Here is a 22,904-nt window from a genome sequence, read left to right as displayed (position 1 = left end):
CCGCCCCCGCGCTCCGCGAGAGCGCACCCCCCCTCCCCCCGCAAATCCGTGCGTTCGCGCACCCCTCCGCGTCCTGCCTGCCCGCAGGACGCGGCATCCCCGCCGGTCAGGCGGCGAAGGAGATGATTCACGTGTCCGCTACGCCCGTGCTGGCGTTGCGCGGAGCCTCCAAGCGGTTCGGTGCGGTCCAGGCCCTCACCGACGTCAACCTGGAGGTCCACGCCGGAGAGGTCGTCGCGCTGGTCGGCGACAACGGCGCAGGAAAGTCCACGCTGGTCAAGGCGATCGCCGGCGTCCACCCCATCGACGAAGGCGTCGTCGAGTGGGAGGGCAGGCCGGTCTCGATCAGCAAGCCGCACGACTCCCAGGAGCTCGGCGTCGCGACGGTCTACCAGGACCTCGCCCTGTGCGACAACCTGGACGTCGTCGGCAACCTCTACCTCGGCCGGGAGCTGCGCCGTCGCGGCGTCCTCGACGAGGTCACCATGGAGCAGAAGGCCCGCGAGCTGCTGAGCACGCTGTCCATCCGCATCCCCAGCGTCCGGATCCCGATCGCCGGCCTCTCCGGCGGCCAGCGCCAGGTCGTCGCCATCGCGCGCGCCCTGATCGGCGACCCCAAGATCGTCATCCTGGACGAGCCCACCGCGGCCCTCGGCGTCGAGCAGACCGCCCAGGTCCTCGACCTGGTCGAGCGGCTGCGCGAGCGCGGCCTCGGCGTCATCCTCATCAGCCACAACATGGCCGACGTCAAGGCGGTGGCGGACACCGTCGCCGTGCTGCGCCTGGGCAAGAACAACGGCACCTTCCCGGTGAAGGACACCAGCCACGAAGAGATCATCGCCGCCATCACGGGCGCCACGGACAACGCCGTGACCCGTCGCGCGGAGCGTCGCACCACGGAGGCGGCAAAGTGAGTGACACGACCAAGACCCCCGCTGCGAAGGACGCCGCCCCGGCCGCTGCGGAGGACCCCACCGCCGCCGCGGCGGCCGCCCCCGCCGTCGACCCCCGGCTGCTGGTGCGCGAAGAGGGCTTCAAGGGCTACATCACCGAGTTCAAGCGCAAGGTCAAGGGCGGTGAGCTGGGCTCCATCCCGGTCGTCATCGGCCTGATCGTCATCGCGACGGTGTTCCAGCTCAACAACGACCGCTTCCTGAGCGCCGACAACCTGTCGAACATCGGCTACTACATGGCCGCCACCGGCATGCTCGCCATCGGCTTGGTCTTCGTGCTGCTGCTCGGCGAGATCGACCTCTCGGTCGGCTCGGTCAGCGGCCTGGCCGCCGCGGTCTTCGCCGTCGTGGTGACCAAGAACGGCATGAACGCCTGGCTGGCCCTGCTGCTCACGATCGTCACCGGCGTCGCCATCGGCGCGCTGCACGGCTGGTTCTTCGCCAAGATAGGCGTGCCCGCCTTCGTCGTCACCCTGGCCGGCTTCCTCGGCTGGAACGGTCTGATGCTCTGGCTGCTCGGCTCGAGCGGCACCATCAACATCCCCTCCGACGAGGGCCCGGTGCGCCTGCTCGGCAAGGCGTCCTTCCTGCTGGACCAGGACATCATCGGCGCCTACCTGCTGGCCGGCCTCGCCGTCCTGTCCCTGCTCGCCGGCTCCTTCATGGACCAGCGCCGCCGCCGCGCGGCCGGCGTCCCGTTCCGCCCGACCAGCGAGATCGTGCTGCGCGTGGTCGCCCTGGCGATCGTCGCCTTCGCCGCGGCGATGGTGTTCAACAGCTCTGCGGGCGTGCCCAACGCGCTGGTGATCTTCCTGATCTGCCTGGTGGTCGTCGACTTCGTCCTGCGCCGCACCTCGTTCGGCCGCAAGGTCTTCGCGGTCGGCGGCGGCGTCGAGGCGGCCCGCCGCGCGGGCATCAACGTCGAGATGGTCCGCATCACCGTCTTCGCCATCGCGGGCGGCTTCGCGGCCGTCGGCGGCATGTTCTTCGCCGGCCAGACCTCCAGCGCCACCATGCTGGCGGGCGGCGGCAACACCCTGATGCTGGCGATCGCCGCGGCGGTCATCGGCGGCACCAGCCTCTTCGGCGGCCGGGGCACCGTGTGGTCGGCCCTGCTGGGCATGCTGGTCATCCAGTCGATCAGCACGGGTCTGTCCCTGCTGAACATGGAAGCCTCGATCCAGTACATGATCACGGGCGCCGTCCTGCTCGGTGCCGTCGTCATCGACTCCGTCTCCCGGCGGAGCCAGAAGGCGGCCGGCCGGGCGTAACGCCCGGTCCCGCCCGCGGTGCCCGGCATCCTCGCGATGCCGGGCACCCGCGCGTTTCCGCCGGCCTCCCACCGGCCGGCGTGTCCCGCCCGCGGGACACGCCGTACGGGAACCGCTCCCCGCGCCCGGCCGTTCACACCCCGGGACGCACGGGGCCGTCCTGCAGGAGCGGGAGCGGAACATTAGACTCGACAGGCCCCGCAACGCTCAACAGCTCTACTGCAAGGAGGCACGGGTGCCGCTGCTGACCCGCATCAGGGGACCGCGCGATCTGGACCGGCTCACCCCGGCGCAGCTTGACCAGCTGGCGGAGGAGATCCGGACCTTCCTCGTCGACGCCGTCTCCAAGACCGGCGGCCACCTCGGCCCCAACCTCGGCGTGGTGGAGCTCACCATCGCCCTGCACCGGGTGTTCGAGTCCCCGAGCGACAAGATCCTCTGGGACACCGGTCACCAGTCCTACGTGCACAAGCTGCTCACCGGCCGGCAGGACTTCTCCCGCCTGAAGATGAAGGGCGGCCTCTCCGGCTACCCCTCGCAGGCCGAGTCCGAGCACGACGTCATCGAGAACTCGCACGCCTCCACCGTCCTCGGCTGGGCGGACGGCCTCGCCAAGGCCAATGAGATCCTGAAGAAGGACGACCACGTGGTCGCCGTCATCGGTGACGGAGCGCTCACCGGCGGCATGGCCTGGGAGGCGCTCAACAACATCGCGGCCGCCAAGGACCGCCCGCTGGTGATCGTGGTGAACGACAACGAGCGTTCCTACGCCCCCACCATCGGCGGCCTCGCCAACCACCTGGCCACCCTGCGCACCACCGACGGCTACGAGCGCTTCCTCGCCCGCACCAAGGAGGTCCTGGAGCGGACCCCGGTGGTCGGCCGCCCCCTCTACGACACGCTGCACGGCGCCAAGAAGGGGCTCAAGGACTTCATCGCGCCGCAGGGCATGTTCGAGGACCTCGGCCTGAAGTACGTCGGCCCGATCGACGGCCACGACATCGAGGCCCTGGAGTCCGCGCTCTCCCGCGCCAAGCGGTTCAACGGCCCGGTCATCGTGCACTGCCTCACCGAGAAGGGCCGCGGCTACCGCCCGGCGCTCGAGGACGAGGCGGACCGCTTCCACGCGGTCGGCAAGATCCACCCGGACACCGGCCTGCCGGTGGCCACCGCCGGCGCCGACTGGACCTCCGTCTTCGGCGAGGAGATGGTCGCGCTCGGCAAGGAGCGCGAGGACGTCGTCGCGATCACCGCCGCGATGCTCCAGCCGGTCGGCCTGGACAAGTTCGCCCAGGAGTTCCCGGAGCGGGTCTTCGACGTCGGCATCGCCGAGCAGCACGGCGCGGTCTCCGCGGCCGGCCTGGCCACCGGCGGCCTCCACCCCGTCTTCGCGGTCTACGCGACCTTCCTCAACCGCGCCTTCGACCAGGTGCTCATGGACGTCGCCCTGCACAAGTGCGGGGTGACCTTCGTCCTGGACCGGGCCGGCGTCACCGGCACCGACGGCGCCTCCCACAACGGCATGTGGGACATGTCCATCCTCCAGGTCGTCCCCGGCCTGAGGCTCGCCGCGCCGCGCGACGCCGACCAGGTCCGCGCCCAGCTCCGCGAGGCCGTCGAGGTCGACGACGCCCCCACCGTGGTCCGCTTCTCCAAGGGCGCCGTCGGCCCCGCCGTGCCGGCCGTGGGCCGCGTCGGCGGCATGGACGTGCTCCGCGAGGCCGGCACCGAGCAGCCGGACGTGCTGCTGGTGTCGGTGGGCGCGCTCGCCCCGATGTGCCTGGAGGTCGCCTCGCTGCTGGAGAAGCAGGGCATCTCCACCACCGTCGTCGACCCCCGCTGGGTCAAGCCGGTGGACGAGCAGATGGCGCCGCTGGCGGCCCGTCACCGGGTCGTCGTCACCGTCGAGGACAACTCGCGGGCCGGCGGCGTCGGCTCGGCGGTCTCCCAGGCGCTGCGCGACGCGGGCGTCGACGTCCCGCTGCGCGACTTCGGCATCCCGCCGCAGTTCCTGGACCACGCCTCGCGCGCGGAGGTCCTCGCCGAGATCGGGCTGACCGCCCCGGACATCGCCCGTCAGGTCACCGGCCTGGTCTCCCGCCTCGACGGCCGCGAGGGCTTCGAGGCCACCCCGGCCAAGGCGGGCTCCCGCCGGAGCTGAAACCTTCCCGCCAGGAGCCCGGCCGTCCTCCGGCCGGGCTCCCGGCACGCTCCGGACGTTCCCGCAGGGCGGCTGGGCCGGTTCCGTCACCACGGTCGCCCGTACAGGTGAGGGAGCGGTCCGATCGTCCTGACGATCGGGAATCGGGGAAAACGGATGACACCCTCTCGACCGTGTCGGGGACCCATGGGAGGAAATCCGTGACCAGCAGCAGCCTCTTCAGGACGAAGAAGGTCGAGCACTCCATCGAGGGCACCGAGGAATCGGAACACCGGCTGAGGAAGACCCTCTCCGCGCTCGACCTGACCGTCTTCGGCGTCGGCGTCATCATCGGCACCGGCATCTTCGTCCTCACCGGCCAGGTCGCCAAGGAGAACGCGGGTCCCTCGGTGGCCATCGCCTTCGCGGTGGCGGGCGTGGTCTGCGCCCTGGCCGCGCTGTGCTACGCGGAGTTCGCCTCCACCGTCCCGGTCGCGGGGTCGGCCTACACCTTCTCCTACACCTCCCTGGGCGAACTGCCCGCCTGGATCATCGGCTGGGACCTGGTCCTGGAGTTCGCGCTCGGCACGGCGGTGGTGGCGGTCGGCTGGTCCGGCTACATCCGCTCGCTGCTCGACAACGCGGGCTGGACGCTGCCCGAGGTGATCGCCGGCCGGGACGGGGCGACGGGCTTCGGGTTCGACCTCCTCGCCGCGCTGCTGGTGCTGCTGCTCACCGTGGTCCTGGTCGTGGGGATGAAGCTCTCGGCCCGGATCACCTCCGCGGTGGTCGCGATCAAGGTGGGCGTGGTGCTGCTGGTGATCGTCGCCGGCGCCTTCCTCGTGAAGGCCGAGAACTTCACGCCCTTCATCCCCGAATCCGTCCCCCAGGAGGCGGGCGACGGCCTGCACGCGCCGCTGATCCAGCTGATCTTCGGCTTCGCCCCCGCCAACTTCGGCGTGCTGGGCATCTTCACCGCCGCGTCGGTGGTCTTCTTCGCCTTCATCGGCTTCGACGTGGTCGCCACCGCCGCGGAGGAGACCCGCAACCCGCAGCGGGACATGCCGCGGGGCATCCTGGGCTCCCTCGCCATCTGCACCGCCCTCTACGTGCTGGTGTCCGTCGTGGTCACCGGCATGCAGCGCTACACCGAGCTCTCCGTGGACGCCCCGCTCGCCGAGGCGTTCAAGGCCAACGGGCACCCCTTCTTCGCGGGCGTGATCAGCTTCGGCGCGGCGGTCGGCCTCATCACCGTCTGCATGATCCTGCTGCTCGGCCAGACCCGGGTCTTCTTCGCGATGAGCCGCGACGGGCTGCTGCCGCGCTTCTTCTCCCGTGTCCACCCGCGGTTCAAGACCCCGTACCGCCCGACCATCCTGCTCGGCGTGGTCATCGCCGTCGTGGCCGGCTTCACCCGGCTCTCCGAACTGGCGGAACTGGTCAACATCGGCACGCTCTTCGCCTTCGTGGTCGTCGCGCTCAGCGTGCTCATCCTGCGGCGCACGCGGCCGGACCTGCCGCGGGCGTTCCGGACGCCGTGGGTGCCGGTGCTGCCGGTCGTGTCGGTGCTGGCGTCGTTGTGGCTGATGCTGAACCTTCCCGCCGAGACGTGGATCCGTTTCGGCGTGTGGATGGCGCTCGGCGTCGTCGTCTACTTCGCCTACGGCCGCCGCCGCAGCCTCCTCGCCCCCGGCCGCGACCCCGGGTCCGGCGGCGCCTCCTCCTGACCCCGCGCCGCCCCACGGCCACCGCGCCGCCCCACGGCCACCGCGCCGCCTCGGTGCTCCCGGGAGCGGCGGTGGCCGTGGGCGGGCGGAGGGCTCAGGGGCGGGCGGCGCGGGGGCCGGTGACGGCCGCGCCGAGGCCGGTGACGCGGCGGCGCAGGTCACGGTCGGCGGTGACGACCAGGCACCGCCGCGCGGGCCGCGCCGCGGCGACGAGCTCGACGACGAGGTCGTCCCCGCTCCCGTCCGCGGACTCGACCCGCACGCCGGGGACGGACTCCACCCCCCGCGCCGCGCCCTCCACCACCAGGACGGTCTCCACCGCCCCCGCGGCGACCCCCGGCAGCCCTTCCGCGGCCAGCCGGTCCCGCAACCGCTCCGCGGCCCCGCGCCGGTCCCGCCACCACCCGTCGGGGACGGAGCCGACCACGTTGGCGGCGTCGACGATCACCAGGAGGGGGGACGAGGTCATGGTCCCAGGCTCTCACGGGCCGCCCGGGCCCGGAGAAGCCGGACGGGCCCGGACGTCCACCAGGACGCCCGGGCCCGTCGTGCCGTCAGGCAGCGAACCGCTCGGCGGTGTTACGCCGGGACCGACGCCACGCCCGGCGCCAGGAACCGCTTGCCGTTGACCCGCTCGGAGACGCCCTCGCGGTCCAGGTACGGCGTGATGCCGCCCAGGTGGAAGGGCCAGCCCGCGCCGGTGATCAGGCACAGGTCGATGTCCTGGGCCTCGGCCACGACGCCCTCGTCGAGCATCAGGCCGATCTCCTGGGCGACCGCGCCCAGCACCCGCTCGCGGACCTGCTCCTCGGTCAGGACGGTGTCGCCCTGCTGGAGCAGCGCGGCGACCTCGGGGTCCAGCTCCGGCCTGCCGGAGTCGTGGACGTAGAAGCCGCGCTTGCCGGCCTCGACGACCCGCTTGAGGTTGGCGGAGACGGTGAAGCGGTCCGGGAACGCGCCGTGGAGCGTCTCGGAGACGTGCAGGCCGATCGCCGGACCGACCAGTTCCAGCAGCACCAGCGGGGACATCGGCAGACCCAGCGGCTCGACCGCCTTCTCCGCCACGGCCACCGGGGTGCCCTCGTCGATCACGTTCTGCACCTCGCCCATGAAGCGGGTGAGGATGCGGTTGACGACGAACGCCGGGGCGTCCTTCACCAGCACCGCGGTCTTCTTCAGCTTGCGGGCGACGCCGAAGGCCGTGGCCAGCGAGGCGTCGTCGGTCCGCTCGCCGCGGACGATCTCCAGCAGCGGCAGCACGGCGACCGGGTTGAAGAAGTGGAAGCCGACGACCCGCTCGGGGTGCTTCAGCTTCGACGCCATCTCGGAGACCGACAGCGAGGAGGTGTTGGTGGCGAGGATCGCGTGGGCCGGGGCGACCGCCTCGACCTCGGCGAACACCTGCTGCTTGACGCCCATCTCCTCGAAGACGGCCTCGATGACGAAGTCCGCGTCCGAGAAGCCCTCGGCCTTGTCCAGGACACCGGTGACCAGCGCCTTGAGGCGGTTGGCCTTGTCCTGGTTGATGCGGCCCTTGCCGAGCAGCTTGTCGATCTCGGCGTGGACGTAGCCCACGCCCTTGTCGATCCGCGCTTGGTCGATGTCGGTCAGCACGACCGGCACCTCGAGGCGGCGCAGGAACAGCAGCGCGAGCTGCGAGGCCATCAGGCCGGCGCCGACGACGCCCACCTTGGTGACCGGGCGGGCCAGCGACTTGTCCGGCGCGCCGGCCGGGCGCTTGGCGCGCTTCTGCACCAGGTTGAACGCGTACAGGCCCGAGCGCAGCTCGTCGCCCATGATCAGGTCCGCCAGGGCCTGGTCCTCGGCGTCGTAACCCTGCTGCAGGTCGCCGTTCCTGGCGTCGGAGATGATCTCCAGCGCGCGGTAGGCGGCCGGGGCCGCGCCGTGCACCTTGGAGTCGGCGATGAACCGGCCGCGCTCGACGGCCTTGTCCCACGCCTCGCCGCGGTCGATCTCCGGGCGGTCGACCGTGATCTCGCCCTTGAGGACGGCGGCCGTCCACACCAGCGACTGCTCGAGGAAGTCCGCGCCCTCGAACAGGGCGTCGGCGATGCCCAGTTCGTAGACCTGCTTGCCCTTGAGCTGGCGGTTCTGGCTCAGCGAGTTCTCGATGATCACCGAGACGGCCTTGTCCGCGCCGATCAGGTTCGGCAGCAGGGTGCAGCCGCCCCAGCCGGGGACCAGGCCGAGGAAGACCTCGGGGAGGGAGAAGGCCGGCAGCGCCGCCGAGACCGTGCGGTACCGGCAGTGCAGACCGACCTCGACGCCGCCGCCCATGGCCGCGCCGTTGTAGTACGCGAAGGTCGGGACGGCCAGGGAGCCCAGACGCTTGAAGACGTCGTGGCCGCCCTTGCCGATGGCGATCGCGTGGTCGCGGTCCTTCAGCTGCTCGACGCCCTTGAGGTCGGCGCCGACGGCGAAGATGAACGGCTTGCCGGTGACGCCCACGCCGACGATCTCGTCGGCCTCGGCCTCGCGCTCGACCTGGTCGATCGCCGCGTCCAGCTTGGCCAGCGACTGCGGGCCGAAGGTGTTCGGCTTGGTGTGGTCGAAGCCGTTGTCCAGGGTGATCAGGGCGAACCGGCCCGCACCCAGGGGGAGGTCGAAGTGGCGCACGTGCGCCTCGGTGACGACCTCGTCCGGGAACAGCTCGGCTGCACCCTTCAGAAGCTCTGCGACGTTGCTCACTTGTCCCCCTCGAAGTGCGGGTTCTCCCAGATGACCGTGGCGCCCATGCCGAGGCCGACGCACATGGTGGTCAGGCCGTAGCGGACGTTCGGCTGGTCCTCGAACTGACGGGCGAGTTGCGTCATCAGGCGCACGCCGGAGGAGGCCAGCGGGTGGCCGTAGGCGATGGCGCCGCCGTACTGGTTGACGCGGGCGTCGTCGTCGGCGATGCCGTAGTGCTCGAGGAAGGCGAGGACCTGGACGGCGAACGCCTCGTTGATCTCGAACAGGCCGATGTCCGAGATGGACAGGCCGGCCTTGGCCAGCGCCTTCTCGGTGGCCGGGATCGGGCCGTAGCCCATGACCTCGGGCTCCACGCCGGCGAAGGCGTAGGAGACCAGGCGCATCTTGACCGGCAGGCCGTTCTCGGTGGCGAACTCCTCGGAGGCGAGGAGGGCCGCGGTGGCGCCGTCGTTCAGGCCGGCGGCGTTGCCCGCGGTGACGCGGCCGTGGACGCGGAACGGCGTCTTGAGGCCGGCCAGGTTCTCCAGGGTGGTGCCCGGGCGCATCGGCTCGTCGGCGGTGACCAGGCCGAAGCCGGTCTCGCCCGCCTCGGCGTTGGTGCGGCGGACGGAGATCGGGACCAGGTCCTGCTGGATCTTGCCGTTCGCGTAGGCCTTGGCGGCCTTCTCCTGGGAGGCGACGGCGTACTTGTCCGCGCGCTCCTTGGTGATCGCCGGGTAGCGGTCGTGCAGGTTCTCCGCCGTCATGCCCATGAACAGGGCGGACTCGTCGACCAGCTTCTCGCTGACCAGCCGCGGGTTGGGGTCCACGCCCTCGCCCATGGGGTGACGGCCCATGTGCTCCACGCCGCCGGCGATGACGGCGTCGTAGGCGCCGAAGGCGATCGAACCGGCGGTGGTGGTCACCGCGGTCATCGCGCCCGCGCACATGCGGTCGATGGAGTAGCCCGGGACGGACTGCGGCAGACCCGCCAGCACGCCCGCCGTGCGGCCCAGGGTCAGGCCCTGGTCGCCGATCTGGGTGGTCGCGGCGATGGCGACCTCGTCGATCTTCGCCGGGTCGAGACCCGGGTTGCGGCGCAGCAGCTCCCGGATCGACTTGACCACGAGATCGTCGGCGCGGGTCTCGTGGTAGATGCCCTTCGGGCCCGCCTTGCCGAACGGGGTGCGGACGCCGTCGACGAAGACGACGTCCCTGACGGTACGAGGCACGATGGCTCTCCTCCAGGATGCGGTACGGCACTGCTGCGCGAGCGGGCCCGGTCATTTCTGAGCGCCCGCTCACCCGTCATGCTACTTGCGGGTAACCATAGTGCCCACCCCCCCGGTGCCAAGCGGCGAAGGTCACACCCGAACGGGGGAGGCCGGCCCCGGCCCGGAGCGGGCGGGGCCGGCCGGGAACGGGCGGGGATCACTTCACGTCAGGGACCTTCAGCCGGTCCCAGCTGGCCCTGCCGGGCGTGCCGTCGGCGTCGGCGCCGCTGTAGCCGAGCTTCCGCTGCCAGGCCGCGTAGGAGCGGCGGTCGGCCTCGGTCCACTCCGGGCCGGGACCCTCCTGGTAGCGGCCGCACCCCTCGGCCACCAGCCGCCGGCCCATCGCGGTGATCACCGGGGACCTCCGCCCCGCGCGGAAGAACGCGGCGCCGGGGAAGGGCTCGTACGACGGCTTCGGCGCGGGCGCGGGCGCCGGCGCGGGGGAGGGCTTCCCGCCGCCGGCCCTGAGCCGGCCGGCTATCCGCTCCCGCATGCCGTCCATGGTGAAGCCGCGCGGGTCCACCTTGCCGGGCTGCCACTCCTTGTGGCCGATGACGGACCGCTCGCTCCACCCGTGGTACCGGCAGATGGCGGCGGCGATCTTCTCGATCGCCTCCTTCTGCGCCTCGGGCCAGGGGTCCTTGCCGTCGCCGAGGTTGACGCACTCGAAGCCGTAGAAGTGCCGGTTGCCGTCGGTGTCGGCCTGGTTGTCGGCGGGCAGCCGCCTCTCGCCGACGACGGCGTTCAGCACGTCACGGTCGCCGAGCCCCGCGTGGTTGGCGCGGCCGTTGCCGACCATATGGACATGGCCCTCCTTGTCCACGACGCCGTGGCACAGCGGCCCGGGCAGGCCGGCGTAGCCGTCGTAGCAGAGGTTCACCGTCGCCTCGGTGCCCGAGGTCACGGTGTGGTGGATCATGACGCCGTTCACCGGGCCCCAGGGGCCCTTGGCGTTGCGGTTGTGGGTGCGCCACCTGCGCACCTCGTGGACCGTCAGGCCCTCGGCGCGCAGGATCTCCACCATCTTGGACGCGCTCAGCGGCTGGGCCATCACCGGTTCCCCTCGTCCGTGGTGTCGGCCGGCTCCGCGGATCGCCGCCGGCCCCGGCGTTGCCCCGCCGTCGACTCCGTCGACTTCGGTGACTCCGGCGTTTTCGACGCGTCCGGTGCGTCCGGTGCGGCGGGAGCGGACTCGGCGGCGAGTTCCTCCTGGCGGGCCCGCGCCTCCTCGGCGAGGGCCGCCTCGTCGGCCGCGGGCACGGGGCCGGCCAGCGGCCCGAAGACGTTGCGCAGGTCGACGGCCTCGCCCTCACCCTTCACCAGGGCCAGCGGGGCGAAGTGGCGCGCGATACCGGCCGGCCCCCGCAGCAGCGGGCGGCGGGCGGCGTCGGACGGCCACTCGACACCGCCGGTGGCGGTGCGGGCCGGCACGATCCAGTGGTCGCCCGTGCGGTAGGTACCGCCCTTGGCGAAGTACACCTCCACACCGTCCTCCAGGGGCAGCCACTCGCCCTCCTCGACGCGGACCGCCCCGTCGCGAAGGGCGGACGCGCGGCCCTTGCGGCGCGGTCCCTCGTGCTGGTCCCAGCGCCGCAGGAAGGGGTTGAGGCGGGGCAGGCGTCCCACGCGCCGGTCGGGCTCGGCGGACAGCCGCACCCGGCGGCCGGGCAGGTCGAGTTCCTCGACCCGCAGCAGCGGCAGCGCCTCGAGGCGGGAGGCGTACGCCGTGTCGACGACCTCGACGTGGTCGCCGACGTCGAGGTCGAGCTTGTCGTCGAAGCCGAGGGACGCCAGCGTCACCCAGCACCCGTCGAACTCGTCGACCGCGAGGGCCACCGAGCCGTTCTCCCGGGACCACTTGAAGGTGGCCTCACCGGCCTTGCCGCCCGCGTGCACCTCGACCCGGTAGAGCTGGTTCTCCGCCCCGCGGTAGCGGGCGTCGGGCGCGACCAGGCACGGGTCCTCATCCGCGTGCTCGGGCCGCTCGCCACGGGCGGCGAGCCGGGCCGACGGGGCGGCCCGGCGGGCGGCCCAGGCGGCGAAGGCGGCGCCGACGGCCTCCCGCGTCGGCTCGGTCCCGCCGAGGTCCAGTTCACCCAGGGACAGCGGCAGGACCTGCCAGACGACCTTGACGCGGGCGGCGGTGTCCGGCATCGCCGCGCCGAGCGCGACCTCGCGCAGCGCCGGGTCCTCGGCCGCGGTGACCGAGCGCTCCCACACCTTCAGGTACGCCACGAACGGCGCCTGGGCGGGGGAGGGCAGCCGGTCCCCGGGCTTCTCCGGGTCGCGGAACCCGTCGGGCTGGTCCCAGTAGGTCCAGTGCGCGGGCGGCTGCGAGGGCGCCCCGGCGGCCGAGGTCCCGTCGGAGGGGGCGTCGGCGTGCCCGCCGTCGTGCCCGTGGTCGTCGTGGGGCACCGGTGTGCCGGGCGCCGGCCGGGTGGCGTCGCACAGGATGCCGTCCACGTAGTAGCGGCCGCCGTGGATGTACAGGGTGTCGAGGTCGTGGCGTCCGCCCACGTACTCGATGCGGAATCCGGTGGCGCCGGCCGGCCCGCCGTGCGGCCCGATCAGGTCCGCGGCCAGCGTCCGGGTCTGATGGAGCTGGATCGCGGCCTGTTCGTTGAGGTCGGCGTCGAGCTGGACGCGGCCCTGCTGGGCGAGGACCGCGGAGTAGTGCCGCTCCGGCCGGAACGTGGAGCGGGAGAGATCGGCGTGCATGAAGTGGTTCCCCCTGGTTGGGAAGGTTCGTGCGGCTTCGGTGGGGTGCGCGGCGCGGTGCCCGCGCGTCGGTGGCTCACGTCACGAAGAAGATCCCGGCGTCCGTGCCCGCGGGCGTGTACTCCGCGAGCCGTGCCCGCAGGCCGTCCTCTCGCTGGGGCCGGTACAGGTCGTGGAAGGCGCCCATCTCGGCGCCGTCGTCCGCGCCACGCCGGACCTCCTCGGCGCAGGCGTCGGCGAGCAGCCCGTACCCGGGCGTCCCGTAACGCTCCGAGACGAACGACGGGCGCACCCGGCCCGCCCGCCCCGGACCGGCCAGGTCGGGCAGGCAGCGGTACCGGCGCGGGGTGCGCGAGCCGGGCGGCACGCAGGAGTACCGCAGGCACCCGATGCCGCGCCGCGCCACGTGCAGCCGGCCGGTGAACACCGAGTTCTCGGCGATCCGCACGGCGTGCGTGTGGATCTCGCCGATGACGGTGCTGCGGTACAGGTGCAGCACCGCGTGGGCGTGCCGGCAGTCCGGCGCGGACAGGGCCTCACGGTCGTGGCCCGTGGCGTCGAGGAGGCTGTCGCTGAGGTGGATGTCGAGCGGCTCCTCGCTCACCTCCTCGCCGATGACCTCGATGGTGCCCAGGACGCTGTGCTCCACCCGCAGGCAGGCGGTGGTGCGCTCCAGGACGATGCTCGGTTCCTCGGGCGAGTGCGGCGCGCACCCGGGCTCCAGCGACCAGCCGGGCACCAGCGTGGAGTGCCGCAGCACCACCGCGCCCATCGGTCCGGTGACGTTGATGCCGCGTCCGGCGACCAGCAGACCGTCCAGGACGACGCGCGGACGCTCGTGCGGGGCACAGTCGTCGGCCACCGCGCGGATGTTCAGCGCGTCCGGCCGGTTGCTGTACCAGTCCAGCAGCCGGATCACCGGCCGGACGCCCTCGGCGGCCCGCACCTCCAGGCGGTCGCCGGGGTCCAGGTCGAAGTCCAGCTGTTCCTGGAAGGCCCCGCTGTGGGTGATCTCGACGATGCCCGCGGGCCCGCTCCGGTCGCCCCGGCGGTCCTGCTGCCAGGCCCGGTAGGCGTCCATGATCCGGTGGAACCGCTGCCCCGGCCCGACCCGGTAGACCCGGGCGTCCGGCCGCGGCACGCGGTCCGGGCGGGCGTACTCCCCGCCGCCCATGTCCGCGGCGGCCGCCTGGTGGTAGTCCACCCACACGCCCTGCCGGGGAGCCGACCGCGACCCGAAGACGATCCGGCCGAGCTCCGGGTCGACGGCGACCTGGCCGCGCCGCGGCCGGTAGCGCCAGTCGGAGAGGTCGGCCACCACGATGTCGGAGAGCGGCACGGGCCGGTCGTCGCCGTCGCGACGGATCACCAGACTCTTGCCCGGCCCGTAGAGGTCGGCGAGCCGGTCGTGGAGCCGACGGCGGGTGATGTACGCCGGGACGTGGTCGACGGTCGCCGGGAACGCGGGCGACGGCTGCCGGGCCGGCCGGGTGACCAGCGGGGTGTCGTTTCCGAGGATCGAGAAGGTGTACAGGTGGCGGGCCCGGTCCACGCAGTACGCCGGGGACCGGGTGAGCGAGTGCGCCCTCAGCCGCCACACGAACAGCGCCACCCCCGCCGGGGTCAGGCCGCCCGGCCGGCGCCGGGAGCCGGCGCGGCGGACGTCCACCGTGCGGGCCGTGGCGTCGAAAGGGCCGCCCGCCAGGGCGAGCGCGGAGCTGTCCCGCAGGTCGGCGAGCCGGCCGCGTGCCGTGCGGTCCACCCCGCGCACCGGCGGGTTCCGGTACAGCCGGACCGGCTGGGTGTGGGCCACCCGGCGGGAGAGTTCCACCGCGTGCGCGGACCAGCCGGTGACCCGCCCGGCGACCTCCTCCAGCAGAGGCAGGGTGCCCTTGCGGCGGCGGTCGGCCACGGTGGCGGCCACGTCGGCGCGCGGGGCGACGGCCTCGGCCAGGGCGGCCCGGCCTCCGCCGTGCAGACCGGTGGTGAGCACCCGCTCGTACCCGGGCAGGGTGCGGTACCCGACCAGGTCGCCGAGGTACGGCAGCACCCAGGGCGCGGCCGTCTCCACGAAGAGGTCCTCGTAGCCCTGCTCGACGCCGTCACGGACCAGGGACAACTGCTCCTCGATCACCGCGAGCAGTTCGCGCAGCGGCCCGCCCTCCTCGGCGTCGCGCAGCAGATGCCGGCGGGGCAGCAGCGAGGCGAGCTCTCCGGGCTCCGCGGACGCCGTCGCCGGATCCGTCTCCGGCGCCAGGGGCGTGGGCACGGGCGTGGACCGGAAGTCCTCGGGGTGCGCAGCCATCACTTGACCTCCGTCAGAATCAGGGTGTCCGCGGCCTTCGGCGACAGCAGCGCGAACTGGGCCGGACGGACACCGCGGAAGACGACCACCGAACGGCCCTTCGCCAGCGGCCGGGTGTCGGTGATGTCGGGGTTGAGGCGCAGCAGTTCGGCGAGCGGGACACCGTACGCGGCGCAGACCTGGGAGAGCGTCTCGCCGCCCGCGGCGCGCACCGTGTGGGTCCGCTCGTCGTACACCGCCCGGCGCGCCGGGACCGTCGACCGGGGCGGGCCCGGACGGGTGAGGATCCGGGTGACCTCGTCGGCGGTGGCGGACGCCGGCACGCCGGTGAACACGTCGACGTCCACGTGGTCCACGCCGGGCACCGAGTGCGCGGTGGCCAGCACCTCGGAGAGCCGGGCCGGCTGCGCCAGCTCCCGCCCCGCATGGCCGAGCCGGCGCAGCAGGGCCTGGCGCAGGCGTGGCTCGACGACCTCCCAGGTGTGGTCGGGGGCGACCTTCACCTTGGCGGCGAGCAGCAGCAGCACCAGTTCGCGCGGGTCCACCCGGACCGGGAGGTGGGCGTCCCCGTACTCGGTCAGCGCGGCGCGCAGCGCCTCGAGGGCGGGGGAGCCGCCGTCGACCGGCACGTCGTCGGTGCCCGCGACGGTCACATGCAGCACCCGCCGCCGCCCGTCGAAGAGTTCGCGTGCCGCGGCCCGGCCCACGCCGGCACGGGAGCGGGCGAAGTCCTCGTAGTCGGACGCCGAGACCAGCCGGTCCAGGGCGGAGACGGCCAACGGGACCGTACGGCGGGTCAGACCGGGGCCGTCCGCGTCGGAGCCGCCCCTGGCCGGGAGCGGGTTGGTCACCTGGGTGACCCCGAGCGGGCGGGTGAGGGGCTGGGTGACGCGGCCCGCGGCGAGGTTGCCCGTCCTGCCGGCGCCGAAGCGGTAGCGGGCACGGACGTTCTCGTGCCCGCTGGGCAGCCGGGCGCCGTTGACGCCGTCGCCGAAGGTGATCGTGGTCCGGCCGTCCGAGGTGGTACCGGTGACGTACAGCCTCTCGTCCGGGCCGCGCCCGGCGAGGCTGTCGGCCTCGTGCCAGAGGATGCCGTCGACCCGGACCTCCAGGACCGGGCCGGCGCCCAGCGGGCTGCCCGCCGCCAGCCAGGTGAGCGGCGCCTGCCAGAGCGCGAGCGTCTGGTTGACGCGGCCGGAGTCGCCGCTGCCGATGGCCTCCTCGCGGGTCTCCCCATGGGTGGCCTCCACCACGTTGCCGAGGATCCGTACCGTCTCGCGGCGGTAGCGGTGGGCGAGGCCGGCGGTCAGGGTGAGCCGGGTGTGCAGGTGGTCGCCCGGCACCTGGGGGTCGACCACCGGGTCGGCGGCGGCGACGGTGACCACCTCAACGGCGTCGACGCCCGCCGTGCCCGGGATGTCGCTGCGCTCGCCGGTGACCATGAGGGTCCGGCCAGGACGCAGTCCGTCGTACAGCTCGGCGAGTTCGATCTCGTTGCCGTGGACGTCCTCGCCGAGCGGTTCGTCGGCGAGGCGGAGCGGTTCGCCGGCCGCGTGCACGGTGGTGTCGCGGATGTGCGAGAGCAGCACGTCGAACTCGTCCAGCCACGGGTCGGCCAGGGTGATCTCGGTGCCGCGCCCGGTGACGCCGTAGTTGGTGTACACCGCGCTGCGGACGGAGACCACCTTGGTGGTGACGAGAGCGAGTGCGGGGTCGCCCGGGACACCGCCCGCGACGCCCTTGGCGGGACGGCGGACGACGACCCAGCTGCCGGGGGTGATCCCCGGGTGCGCCGTGTCGAGCTGCAGGACACGGCGGTTGAGGGGCTCGGGCTTGCTGGCGATGACGACCTCGACATGCGGCTCGGGCGGGCCGGCCGCGTAGCTGAGGCTCACCTCGTGGTCGCCGTGGGTGACCTGGGTGCCGGCGCCGGGCCGCAGCTCGACCAGCCGGGGCGTCCCGCTGTGCAGGCCGACACGGACCACGCCCTGGGCGTCGGGACGGGAGACGGACACGGTGTGCTCGGGCAGCCCCGAGTGGAAGTGCGCGGTGACGCCCGGCTCCTGGGCGTCGGCGGCATGCTGGGCCGGCCCGCCCGGATCGCCGTCCTGCGGCCGGCCCGGCTCGCTGTCCTGGACGGGGCGCGCCGACAGCTCGACCCGGCCCGCGCCCAGCGGGAAGCCGACCGGCTGGGGCGTCGGCAGGTTCTCGGCGCGCTGGTCGGAGCTGCTGCCCTCGACGTACTGGAACTCGGCGCGGACCGGCGTCGTGCCCGTCGCGTCGTACACCACCCGCAGGCCGGCCAGGACCGCCCCGGTGAGAGGCCAGTCGGCGGTACGGATCACCCGGCCGCGGTGATCCTGCACCGGCTTCGGCGGGGCCGTCGCACCGAAGGGCGCGGCGGTGACCCGCATCGCGAGCAGCTCGCGGAGCGGCTGCGGGGTACCGGGGACGGCGGAAGCCGTCCCGCGCCAGGCCGGGTAGAGGCCGTCGAGACCGGGGTCGAGGGCGGACAGCAGGCGTGCGGTGTCGCTGCCGGGGCGGCGGCCGCGGGCGGCCGGCGGGGCGGACGCGGTGCCTTCGCGCAGGGCGGGCAGCACGGAGCCCAGCGTCCGCAGCGCGGCGGTGCGGGCGTCGACGCCGTCGGCGGCGTTTCCGGCGTTTCCGGCGTTTCCGGCGGGACGCGTCGGGCGGGAGTCGTCCGGCTGCGCCGGGGCAAGCTCCAGTGCCCGCTCGGCGAGTTCGGCGAGTACCGCCTCCAACTGCTCGAACCAGGCCGCCACTTCCCCGTACGGCTCGGCCAGCACCTGAGCCTCACCGAGCCGTGCCACGGGCTCGGCCAGGCGGGCCGCGAGCCGCTCGGGGGTCCGGACGGTGTCCAGGTCCGCCCGGAGCGGGGCGAGGACCTGGTCCTCGAAGTCCTCGATCAGCCGGCTGACCGGGCGCGGGTTGGGCACCTCGGGGGTCGGCGGCTCGTCACCCGGTTCCCCGGGGGCGGTGGGCGCGGCGGTCCAGCGCCGCACCAGGTCCACCAGCTCCTTCAGCGTCGGCATGGCCGAACGGGGCAGGGAGATCGCGGTGACCCCGTCCTCCCGGTCCACCCGCGTCCTGGCCAGCGGCAGCAAGGTGCGCACGCCGCCCGCCCGTTCACCGAAGACGAAGAGCAACGGCTGCCCGGGCGGCAGGGAGTGCGTGGTGCCCTCGACGAAGATCTGCGAGCGCCGCTCCAGGTCCTCGGGAGTGACCAGGGAGGGACGCCGGCGGCGCACCTTCAGCTCGTTCCAGTCCCAGCGCGCGGTCAGGTCCCGGACCGTCTCGAAGGTCAGCGCCTGCTCGTTCGCCGAGGCGGGCACGCTGTGACTGCGGGCGCCCCGCGGAATCACCACGGGCAGCGCCTCGGCGCGCGGGTCACGCTCCAGGGTGTACGCCAGATGGGTGGCGGCCGCGACGCCCGGACGCGGACGGTGCCCGACCAGACGGCCGAGCAGCACCAGGGAGCGGTGCTCGTTCGCGGTGCGCAGGTAGGCCTCGTCGGCGATCCGCTCGGAATGGAAGGTGAGCAGGTCGCCGAGGACGGCGGTGGCGTCGAGCAGGCCGATCGCCGGGTCGTCCGGGGTGCGCACGGTCAGACGCCTCAGCGCCGGGTACGCGGGCGAGGCCAGCCGGTCGAGCAGGGCGGCCCGGAAGGAGCCGTACTCCCCGACGCGGTAGTCGAGCGCGGTGCGGCCGGGCGGGTTGTGCACCGGGCGTGGGGCGAGGCGCTCGTCGTGCCCGGCCTGTCCGTCACAGCCGCAGCCGCAGCCGCCGCCGACGCCGTCGCAGCCGCAGTCGTCCACGAAAGGGCTGCCGGTCATGGAGTCGTCCGTCATCGGGCACCTCCCAGGGAAATCGCCAGCCGGCCGTTCTCCGGCCGGTCCGGGTCGTTGTCGCAGGTGGCGATCTCCAGCGGGCCGAGCCGCAGCACGCCGTCCTCCCTCTCTCCTCGGTCCGGCTCGAACAGGCGCCGCAGCCGGACCACCCGGACGCTCTCCACGCCCGGCACGGCGGCGGCCACGGCGACCAGGCGGCTCAGCCGCACCGGTTCCCCGAAGGTCAGCGCGTCCGGGTGAAAGAAACCCCCGGGACGGGTGCCGAGCGCGCGGCGCAGGTCGGCCAGGATCTGCCCGTGCTGGTGGCCGGGCCGGGAGCACACCGCCAGCGCGATGTCCAGCGGCACCCGCCGCGCCGCGCCGACCACCAGGTCGTGACCGATGAGCCGGTACGGCTCCAGGGCCTCGGCGACCGAGGCGAGCAGCGCCTCGGACGGTGCTCCGGAGCCGTAGGCGTCGATCGCGACATGCGCCTCCCGGACACTCCCGCTCCAGCGCAGCTCCGCCGCGGCCCGCTGGACACCGGGCAGGGCGGAGACGAGCGCCGCGTAGTCCTCCGCGGTGACCGCGCGCAGCCGGGTGCGGCGCAGCTCCAGCGGAGCCAACTGTCGCACGTGCTCCACGGATTCCGGCTCCGTGCCGCCGACGGCGGGCAGCGGGTTGCGTACCGCGGTGACCGGCGGGGGATCGCAGTCGGACGGGACGACCAGATGGTTGACGGCCTCCGCCCCGACATTGCCGGCCGTGCCGCCACCCAGACGGTGCCGCACCACCAGCCGTGCGCCGGGGGCGGGCCTCGCCCCGTGCCGTCCGTCGCCGAAGCGCAGCGCGAGACGGCCGTCGTCCTCCAGTTCGCCGACGAAGTGCCGGTCCCGCGCGCCGCTCTCCAGCAGGTCGCGACGCGGCTCCCAGACCGTCTCGCCGTCCGTGCCGCCGGCCATGTCACGGTGCGTGCCGCCGTCACGGTGCGTGTCGCAGTCCTCCTCGTGCAGGCGCACGGCGGGCAGCGCCCGGCGCGGGTCCTGGACCAGCGCGGCGCTCGCGGGGCCGCGCAGTCCTGGATCCCCGGGATGCAGCCCCTCCGCGTAGGCCGGGCCCCAACTGTGGGCGATCTCCCAGGCGATGTCACCGTCCAGGACGGTGCCCGCCCGGGCCCGCGCCGCGAGGACCTCAGTCCGCCGAAGCTTGGCGTCGAGCAACTGGTCGCTGCGATACAGCAGTTCACGCAAGGCGGGGACGGGGTGGCGGCGCAGCCCGCTCCGCTCGACAGCCTTCGGGCCGAAGATCACGGTCAGTTCGGAGATCTCCTCCGCCGACAGCTCCTCCCGGTCCCGGGCGCCGCGCCACAGTTCGACCAGGCGCTGCCGGACGCGTTCCGGGATCGCGGCGATCCGCCCGGCCTGCCCGGCCGCGACGACACGGGGATCCGGGAACGGCACCGCCTGCACCACGGGGGACCGGCCGAGCACGGGCCGGAAGCGGGGCCGGATCCCGGGGTACACCGACCGGGCGAGCAGCGTGCGCAGAGCGGCGGCCTGGGCGTACGCGGTGCCCGGCACCACCTGCTCCCGGTGCCGGCCGGCGTGCTCCAGACCGATCCCGGCCCGGTTGACCGCGCGCTCACCGACGACGTCGAACAGTTCCCGCACGTCGTCGGGGCGGAGCGGCTCACCCGATGTGGCCTTGTCGGCCAGGGAGTTGATCAGGCGGGCGGGCGCGTTGCCCTCGTCGGGGTCGGGGCAGCCGAAGGCGGGAAGGTCGCAGGGGGCGACCACGGCCGGATCCCGCGGGACGGTGAACGTCTCGGGCAGCCCGTGGACGGTACGGCCGTGGTCGACCAGGACGACGTTGCCGCGGGCCACGGTCACGTCCCCGACCGGCCGGCAGTCGCGCCCGCCGCGGGTGGTGAGGCGGAGCGGGAAGCGCAGCGCGTCCTCGGCGGCCCAGGTGACCTCCAGGACCGGCTGGTCCTCGATCCGGTCGACGGCCGGGGTGACGGAGGTCAGCCGGACGGCCTGCCGGTGCTCCGGGTCGGCGTCGCCCGGGGTGCCGGTGCGCGCCCCCTTGACCTCTTCCAGGATCAGCACGTCGCCCGCCCTGAGGGCGAGTCGGCGCTCGCGGCAGGTCTCCCGGTCCACCCACTCGTCCCGCAGGGTCGCCGAGGTCGCCCCCTTCGGCAGGGCGCAGACCTCGCCGCCCCAGGTCCACAGGCGGACGGTGTTGTGCGCGACGCGCAGCTCGAGCGGGTCACCGGCGACGACCGGCTCGAAGACCTCCACCGAGCCGCGCTCGTCCAGCTCGCCGAGGTCGGCCTCGTCGACCACGGTGCCCGGCGCGGGCCGGTCGTGCGGGTCGAGGGTGCGGACGTCCACGGAGGCGAAGCGGAAGGTGCCCGGGGCGAGCGTGTGGTCCTCGGCGGCCTCCACGGCGACGTAGGCGCGGGCCGTGCAGCCGTCGTGCATCACGTAGTCGACGAGGCGGACATGGCGCCGCACGGACGTCCGGCGGCGCGCGGTGTCGAGGTAGGCCTCGGTGGCCACCGCGTCCTGCTGGTAGCTGATCCGGTCACCGGTGTACGCGAGCAGCTCGACCAGTGTGGTGCCGAGATCGGCCGGGTTGCGCTCCACCCAGTCGGGCGTGGTGAGCGCCAGCCGGTCCAGCAGCAGCTTGCGGATGGTGTCGTAGTCGCGGGCGGTGTAGTCGATGACAGGTGCGGTGGGGAAGTCCGATGCCGCGGACTCCTCCTCCACACGGTCGAAGGGGGACGGACAGTCGGGCCGGAAGGCGAAGGTGGCGCTGTGGTAGCGCTGGTCGAAGCCGCGGAAGGGTTCGGTGCCGGGGCGGCCGTACGGGTCGGTCTCGACCAGGGAGAGCCGGTAGCGGGAGGTGTCACCGGCCTTGTCGAGGGTGACGTAGAGCCGGTCGTCCAGCTCGGGGTCCTCCTCCCGCTCGACGCTGACGTCCACGGCGGTGATGCCGGTGATCCGGCGCCCGCCGTCGATGCGGACGTTCTCCGGGCACAGGCCGTGCGGGGCCTTGCCGAGGAAGGCGACGGTCAGCAGCAGGCCGTCGTCGCTCACCTCGACGGAGTCGACCCCGTTGAGCTGCGCGGCGCGGACCTTGGCCCGGCGCGTGGTGCCGGTGCCGGCGGTGGCGCCGCTGGTGGAACCGGTGGTGTGCGGGGTGCCGGTCGGGCTCGTCATGCCGTGGCCCTCCCTTCGAAGACGTCCTCGCGCCGGGAGCCGTCGGCCCGCAGCACGTACGACAGGTACACACGGACGACGTTCTCCTCGCCGACCACGTCGAGGCTCTCGACCTCGACGAGGTCGCCGAGCCAGCGCTGCAGCGAGGCCTGCACGGAGAGTTCGAGCGTGGAGACCAGCTCCGGGCTGGTCGGGGCGAAGACCAGGTCGAGCAGCCCGCAGCCGAAGTCCGGGCGCATCACACGCTCGCCGGGGCTGGTGAACAGCAACTGCTCGATCAGGTCGTGGACGTGCTCCGTGTGGCGCGCGTGCGCGGTGCGGCCCCGGCGGTCGGGGCGGAAGGGGAACGCGATGTCGCTGCGCGGGCGCCCGGCTGTGCCGGCGGTGCGGCGGCTCATCGGACCACGACCCTTCGCCGCGCGGACTGGACGACCGGCGTCCCCTGCGGCACCAAGGCCGCGCTCAGGCACTCGGCCGCCGAGGTGTCCAGCAGTACGGGCTCGCCGTCGACGGTGACCCCGCTACCGCTGCCGATGTCGCTCGTCCAGCGGACGGTCACGCAGGGCGAGGGCAGCCCGTCGACGGTGTGCGGGCATCCGGTGACGACATAACTGTGCGCCGCCGTGGCGACGGCGGAACCGGCGATCCGTACGCCGCCGGTCGGTGTGCTCACGGGCGCGACCCGGCCCCCGTGCGGACAGCCGATCACGGCGCCCGCGTCCAGCAGACTCCCTGACATGGTGTGTGATCCCC

The 22,904-nt window shown here is 73.6% G+C and carries 14 protein-coding genes; 4 read left to right on the top strand and 10 right to left on the bottom strand.

All coding sequences use genetic code 11. The annotated features are described in order from the left end of the window. The first annotated feature begins 122 nt into the window (after positions 1 to 122). From A2U95_RS23930 to A2U95_RS23915, 4 genes are all read left to right on the top strand, one after another. On the top strand, positions 123 to 914 hold the full coding sequence (locus tag A2U95_RS23930; RefSeq protein WP_166026644.1) for an ATP-binding cassette domain-containing protein: 792 nt from the start codon (positions 123 to 125) through the stop codon (positions 912 to 914). Then, positions 911 to 2,224 (top strand): sugar ABC transporter permease, encoded by a 1,314-nt coding sequence (locus A2U95_RS23925; RefSeq protein ID WP_166026643.1) that lies wholly within the window; start codon positions 911 to 913, stop codon positions 2,222 to 2,224. Before A2U95_RS23930 ends, A2U95_RS23925 begins: the two co-directional genes overlap by 4 nt. Before the next feature lie 235 nt (positions 2,225 to 2,459). Then, positions 2,460 to 4,385 (top strand): 1-deoxy-D-xylulose-5-phosphate synthase, encoded by a 1,926-nt coding sequence (gene dxs / locus A2U95_RS23920; RefSeq protein ID WP_166026642.1) that lies wholly within the window; start codon positions 2,460 to 2,462, stop codon positions 4,383 to 4,385. Positions 4,386 to 4,585: 200 nt separating this feature from the next. Beyond that, positions 4,586 to 6,091, top strand: a complete 1,506-nt coding sequence (locus A2U95_RS23915; RefSeq protein WP_166026641.1) for an amino acid permease — start codon at positions 4,586 to 4,588, stop codon at positions 6,089 to 6,091. A gap of 94 nt (positions 6,092 to 6,185) precedes the next feature. Here the strand turns inward: A2U95_RS23915 and A2U95_RS23910 are convergent, their stop codons facing one another. The 10 genes from A2U95_RS23910 to A2U95_RS23865 all read right to left on the bottom strand — a co-directional run bounded on the left by A2U95_RS23910 (position 6,186) and on the right by A2U95_RS23865 (position 22,890). Continuing rightward, positions 6,186 to 6,560, bottom strand: coding sequence for an NYN domain-containing protein (locus A2U95_RS23910; protein WP_166026640.1), 375 nt, complete (start codon positions 6,558 to 6,560; stop codon positions 6,186 to 6,188). 110 nt (positions 6,561 to 6,670) lie between these two features. Then, positions 6,671 to 8,800 (bottom strand): 3-hydroxyacyl-CoA dehydrogenase NAD-binding domain-containing protein, encoded by a 2,130-nt coding sequence (locus A2U95_RS23905; protein ID WP_166026638.1) that lies wholly within the window; start codon positions 8,798 to 8,800, stop codon positions 6,671 to 6,673. Continuing rightward, entirely contained in the window at positions 8,797 to 10,014 is a 1,218-nt protein-coding gene (locus A2U95_RS23900) for a thiolase family protein (protein WP_166026636.1), read from the bottom strand. The genes A2U95_RS23905 and A2U95_RS23900 overlap by 4 nt, the downstream gene beginning before the upstream one ends. 199 nt (positions 10,015 to 10,213) lie before the next feature. Then, on the bottom strand, positions 10,214 to 11,107 hold the full coding sequence (locus tag A2U95_RS23895; protein ID WP_166026634.1) for a peptidoglycan-binding protein: 894 nt from the start codon (positions 11,105 to 11,107) through the stop codon (positions 10,214 to 10,216). Continuing rightward, positions 11,107 to 12,774: a DUF6519 domain-containing protein gene (locus A2U95_RS23890; protein ID WP_240957948.1), complete on the bottom strand. Its 1,668-nt coding sequence runs from the start codon at positions 12,772 to 12,774 to the stop codon at positions 11,107 to 11,109. The genes A2U95_RS23895 and A2U95_RS23890 overlap by 1 nt, the downstream gene beginning before the upstream one ends. Before the next feature lie 76 nt (positions 12,775 to 12,850). After that, positions 12,851 to 15,079 (bottom strand): hypothetical protein, encoded by a 2,229-nt coding sequence (locus A2U95_RS23885; RefSeq protein WP_240957941.1) that lies wholly within the window; start codon positions 15,077 to 15,079, stop codon positions 12,851 to 12,853. After that, positions 15,079 to 18,948, bottom strand: a complete 3,870-nt coding sequence (locus A2U95_RS23880) for a putative baseplate assembly protein (protein ID WP_240957940.1) — start codon at positions 18,946 to 18,948, stop codon at positions 15,079 to 15,081. The genes A2U95_RS23885 and A2U95_RS23880 overlap by 1 nt, the downstream gene beginning before the upstream one ends. Next, positions 18,945 to 22,151, bottom strand: coding sequence for a putative baseplate assembly protein (locus tag A2U95_RS23875; RefSeq protein ID WP_166026632.1), 3,207 nt, complete (start codon positions 22,149 to 22,151; stop codon positions 18,945 to 18,947). Before A2U95_RS23875 ends, A2U95_RS23880 begins: the two co-directional genes overlap by 4 nt. Beyond that, positions 22,148 to 22,549 carry a GPW/gp25 family protein gene (locus A2U95_RS23870; protein WP_166026630.1) on the bottom strand — a complete coding sequence of 134 codons (402 nt, stop codon included), beginning with the start codon at positions 22,547 to 22,549 and terminating at the stop codon, positions 22,148 to 22,150. The genes A2U95_RS23875 and A2U95_RS23870 overlap by 4 nt, the downstream gene beginning before the upstream one ends. Next, complete coding sequence (locus tag A2U95_RS23865; protein WP_166026628.1) at positions 22,546 to 22,890, bottom strand: hypothetical protein; 345 nt, start codon at positions 22,888 to 22,890, stop codon at positions 22,546 to 22,548. The genes A2U95_RS23870 and A2U95_RS23865 overlap by 4 nt, the downstream gene beginning before the upstream one ends. Between the last annotated feature and the right edge of the window lie 14 nt (positions 22,891 to 22,904).

Origin of the sequence: Streptomyces chilikensis, assembly GCF_001642695.1 — a bacterium.
GTDB classification, from domain to species: domain Bacteria; phylum Actinomycetota; class Actinomycetes; order Streptomycetales; family Streptomycetaceae; genus Streptomyces; species Streptomyces chilikensis.
This window is presented reverse-complemented; position numbering and strand designations above follow the sequence as displayed.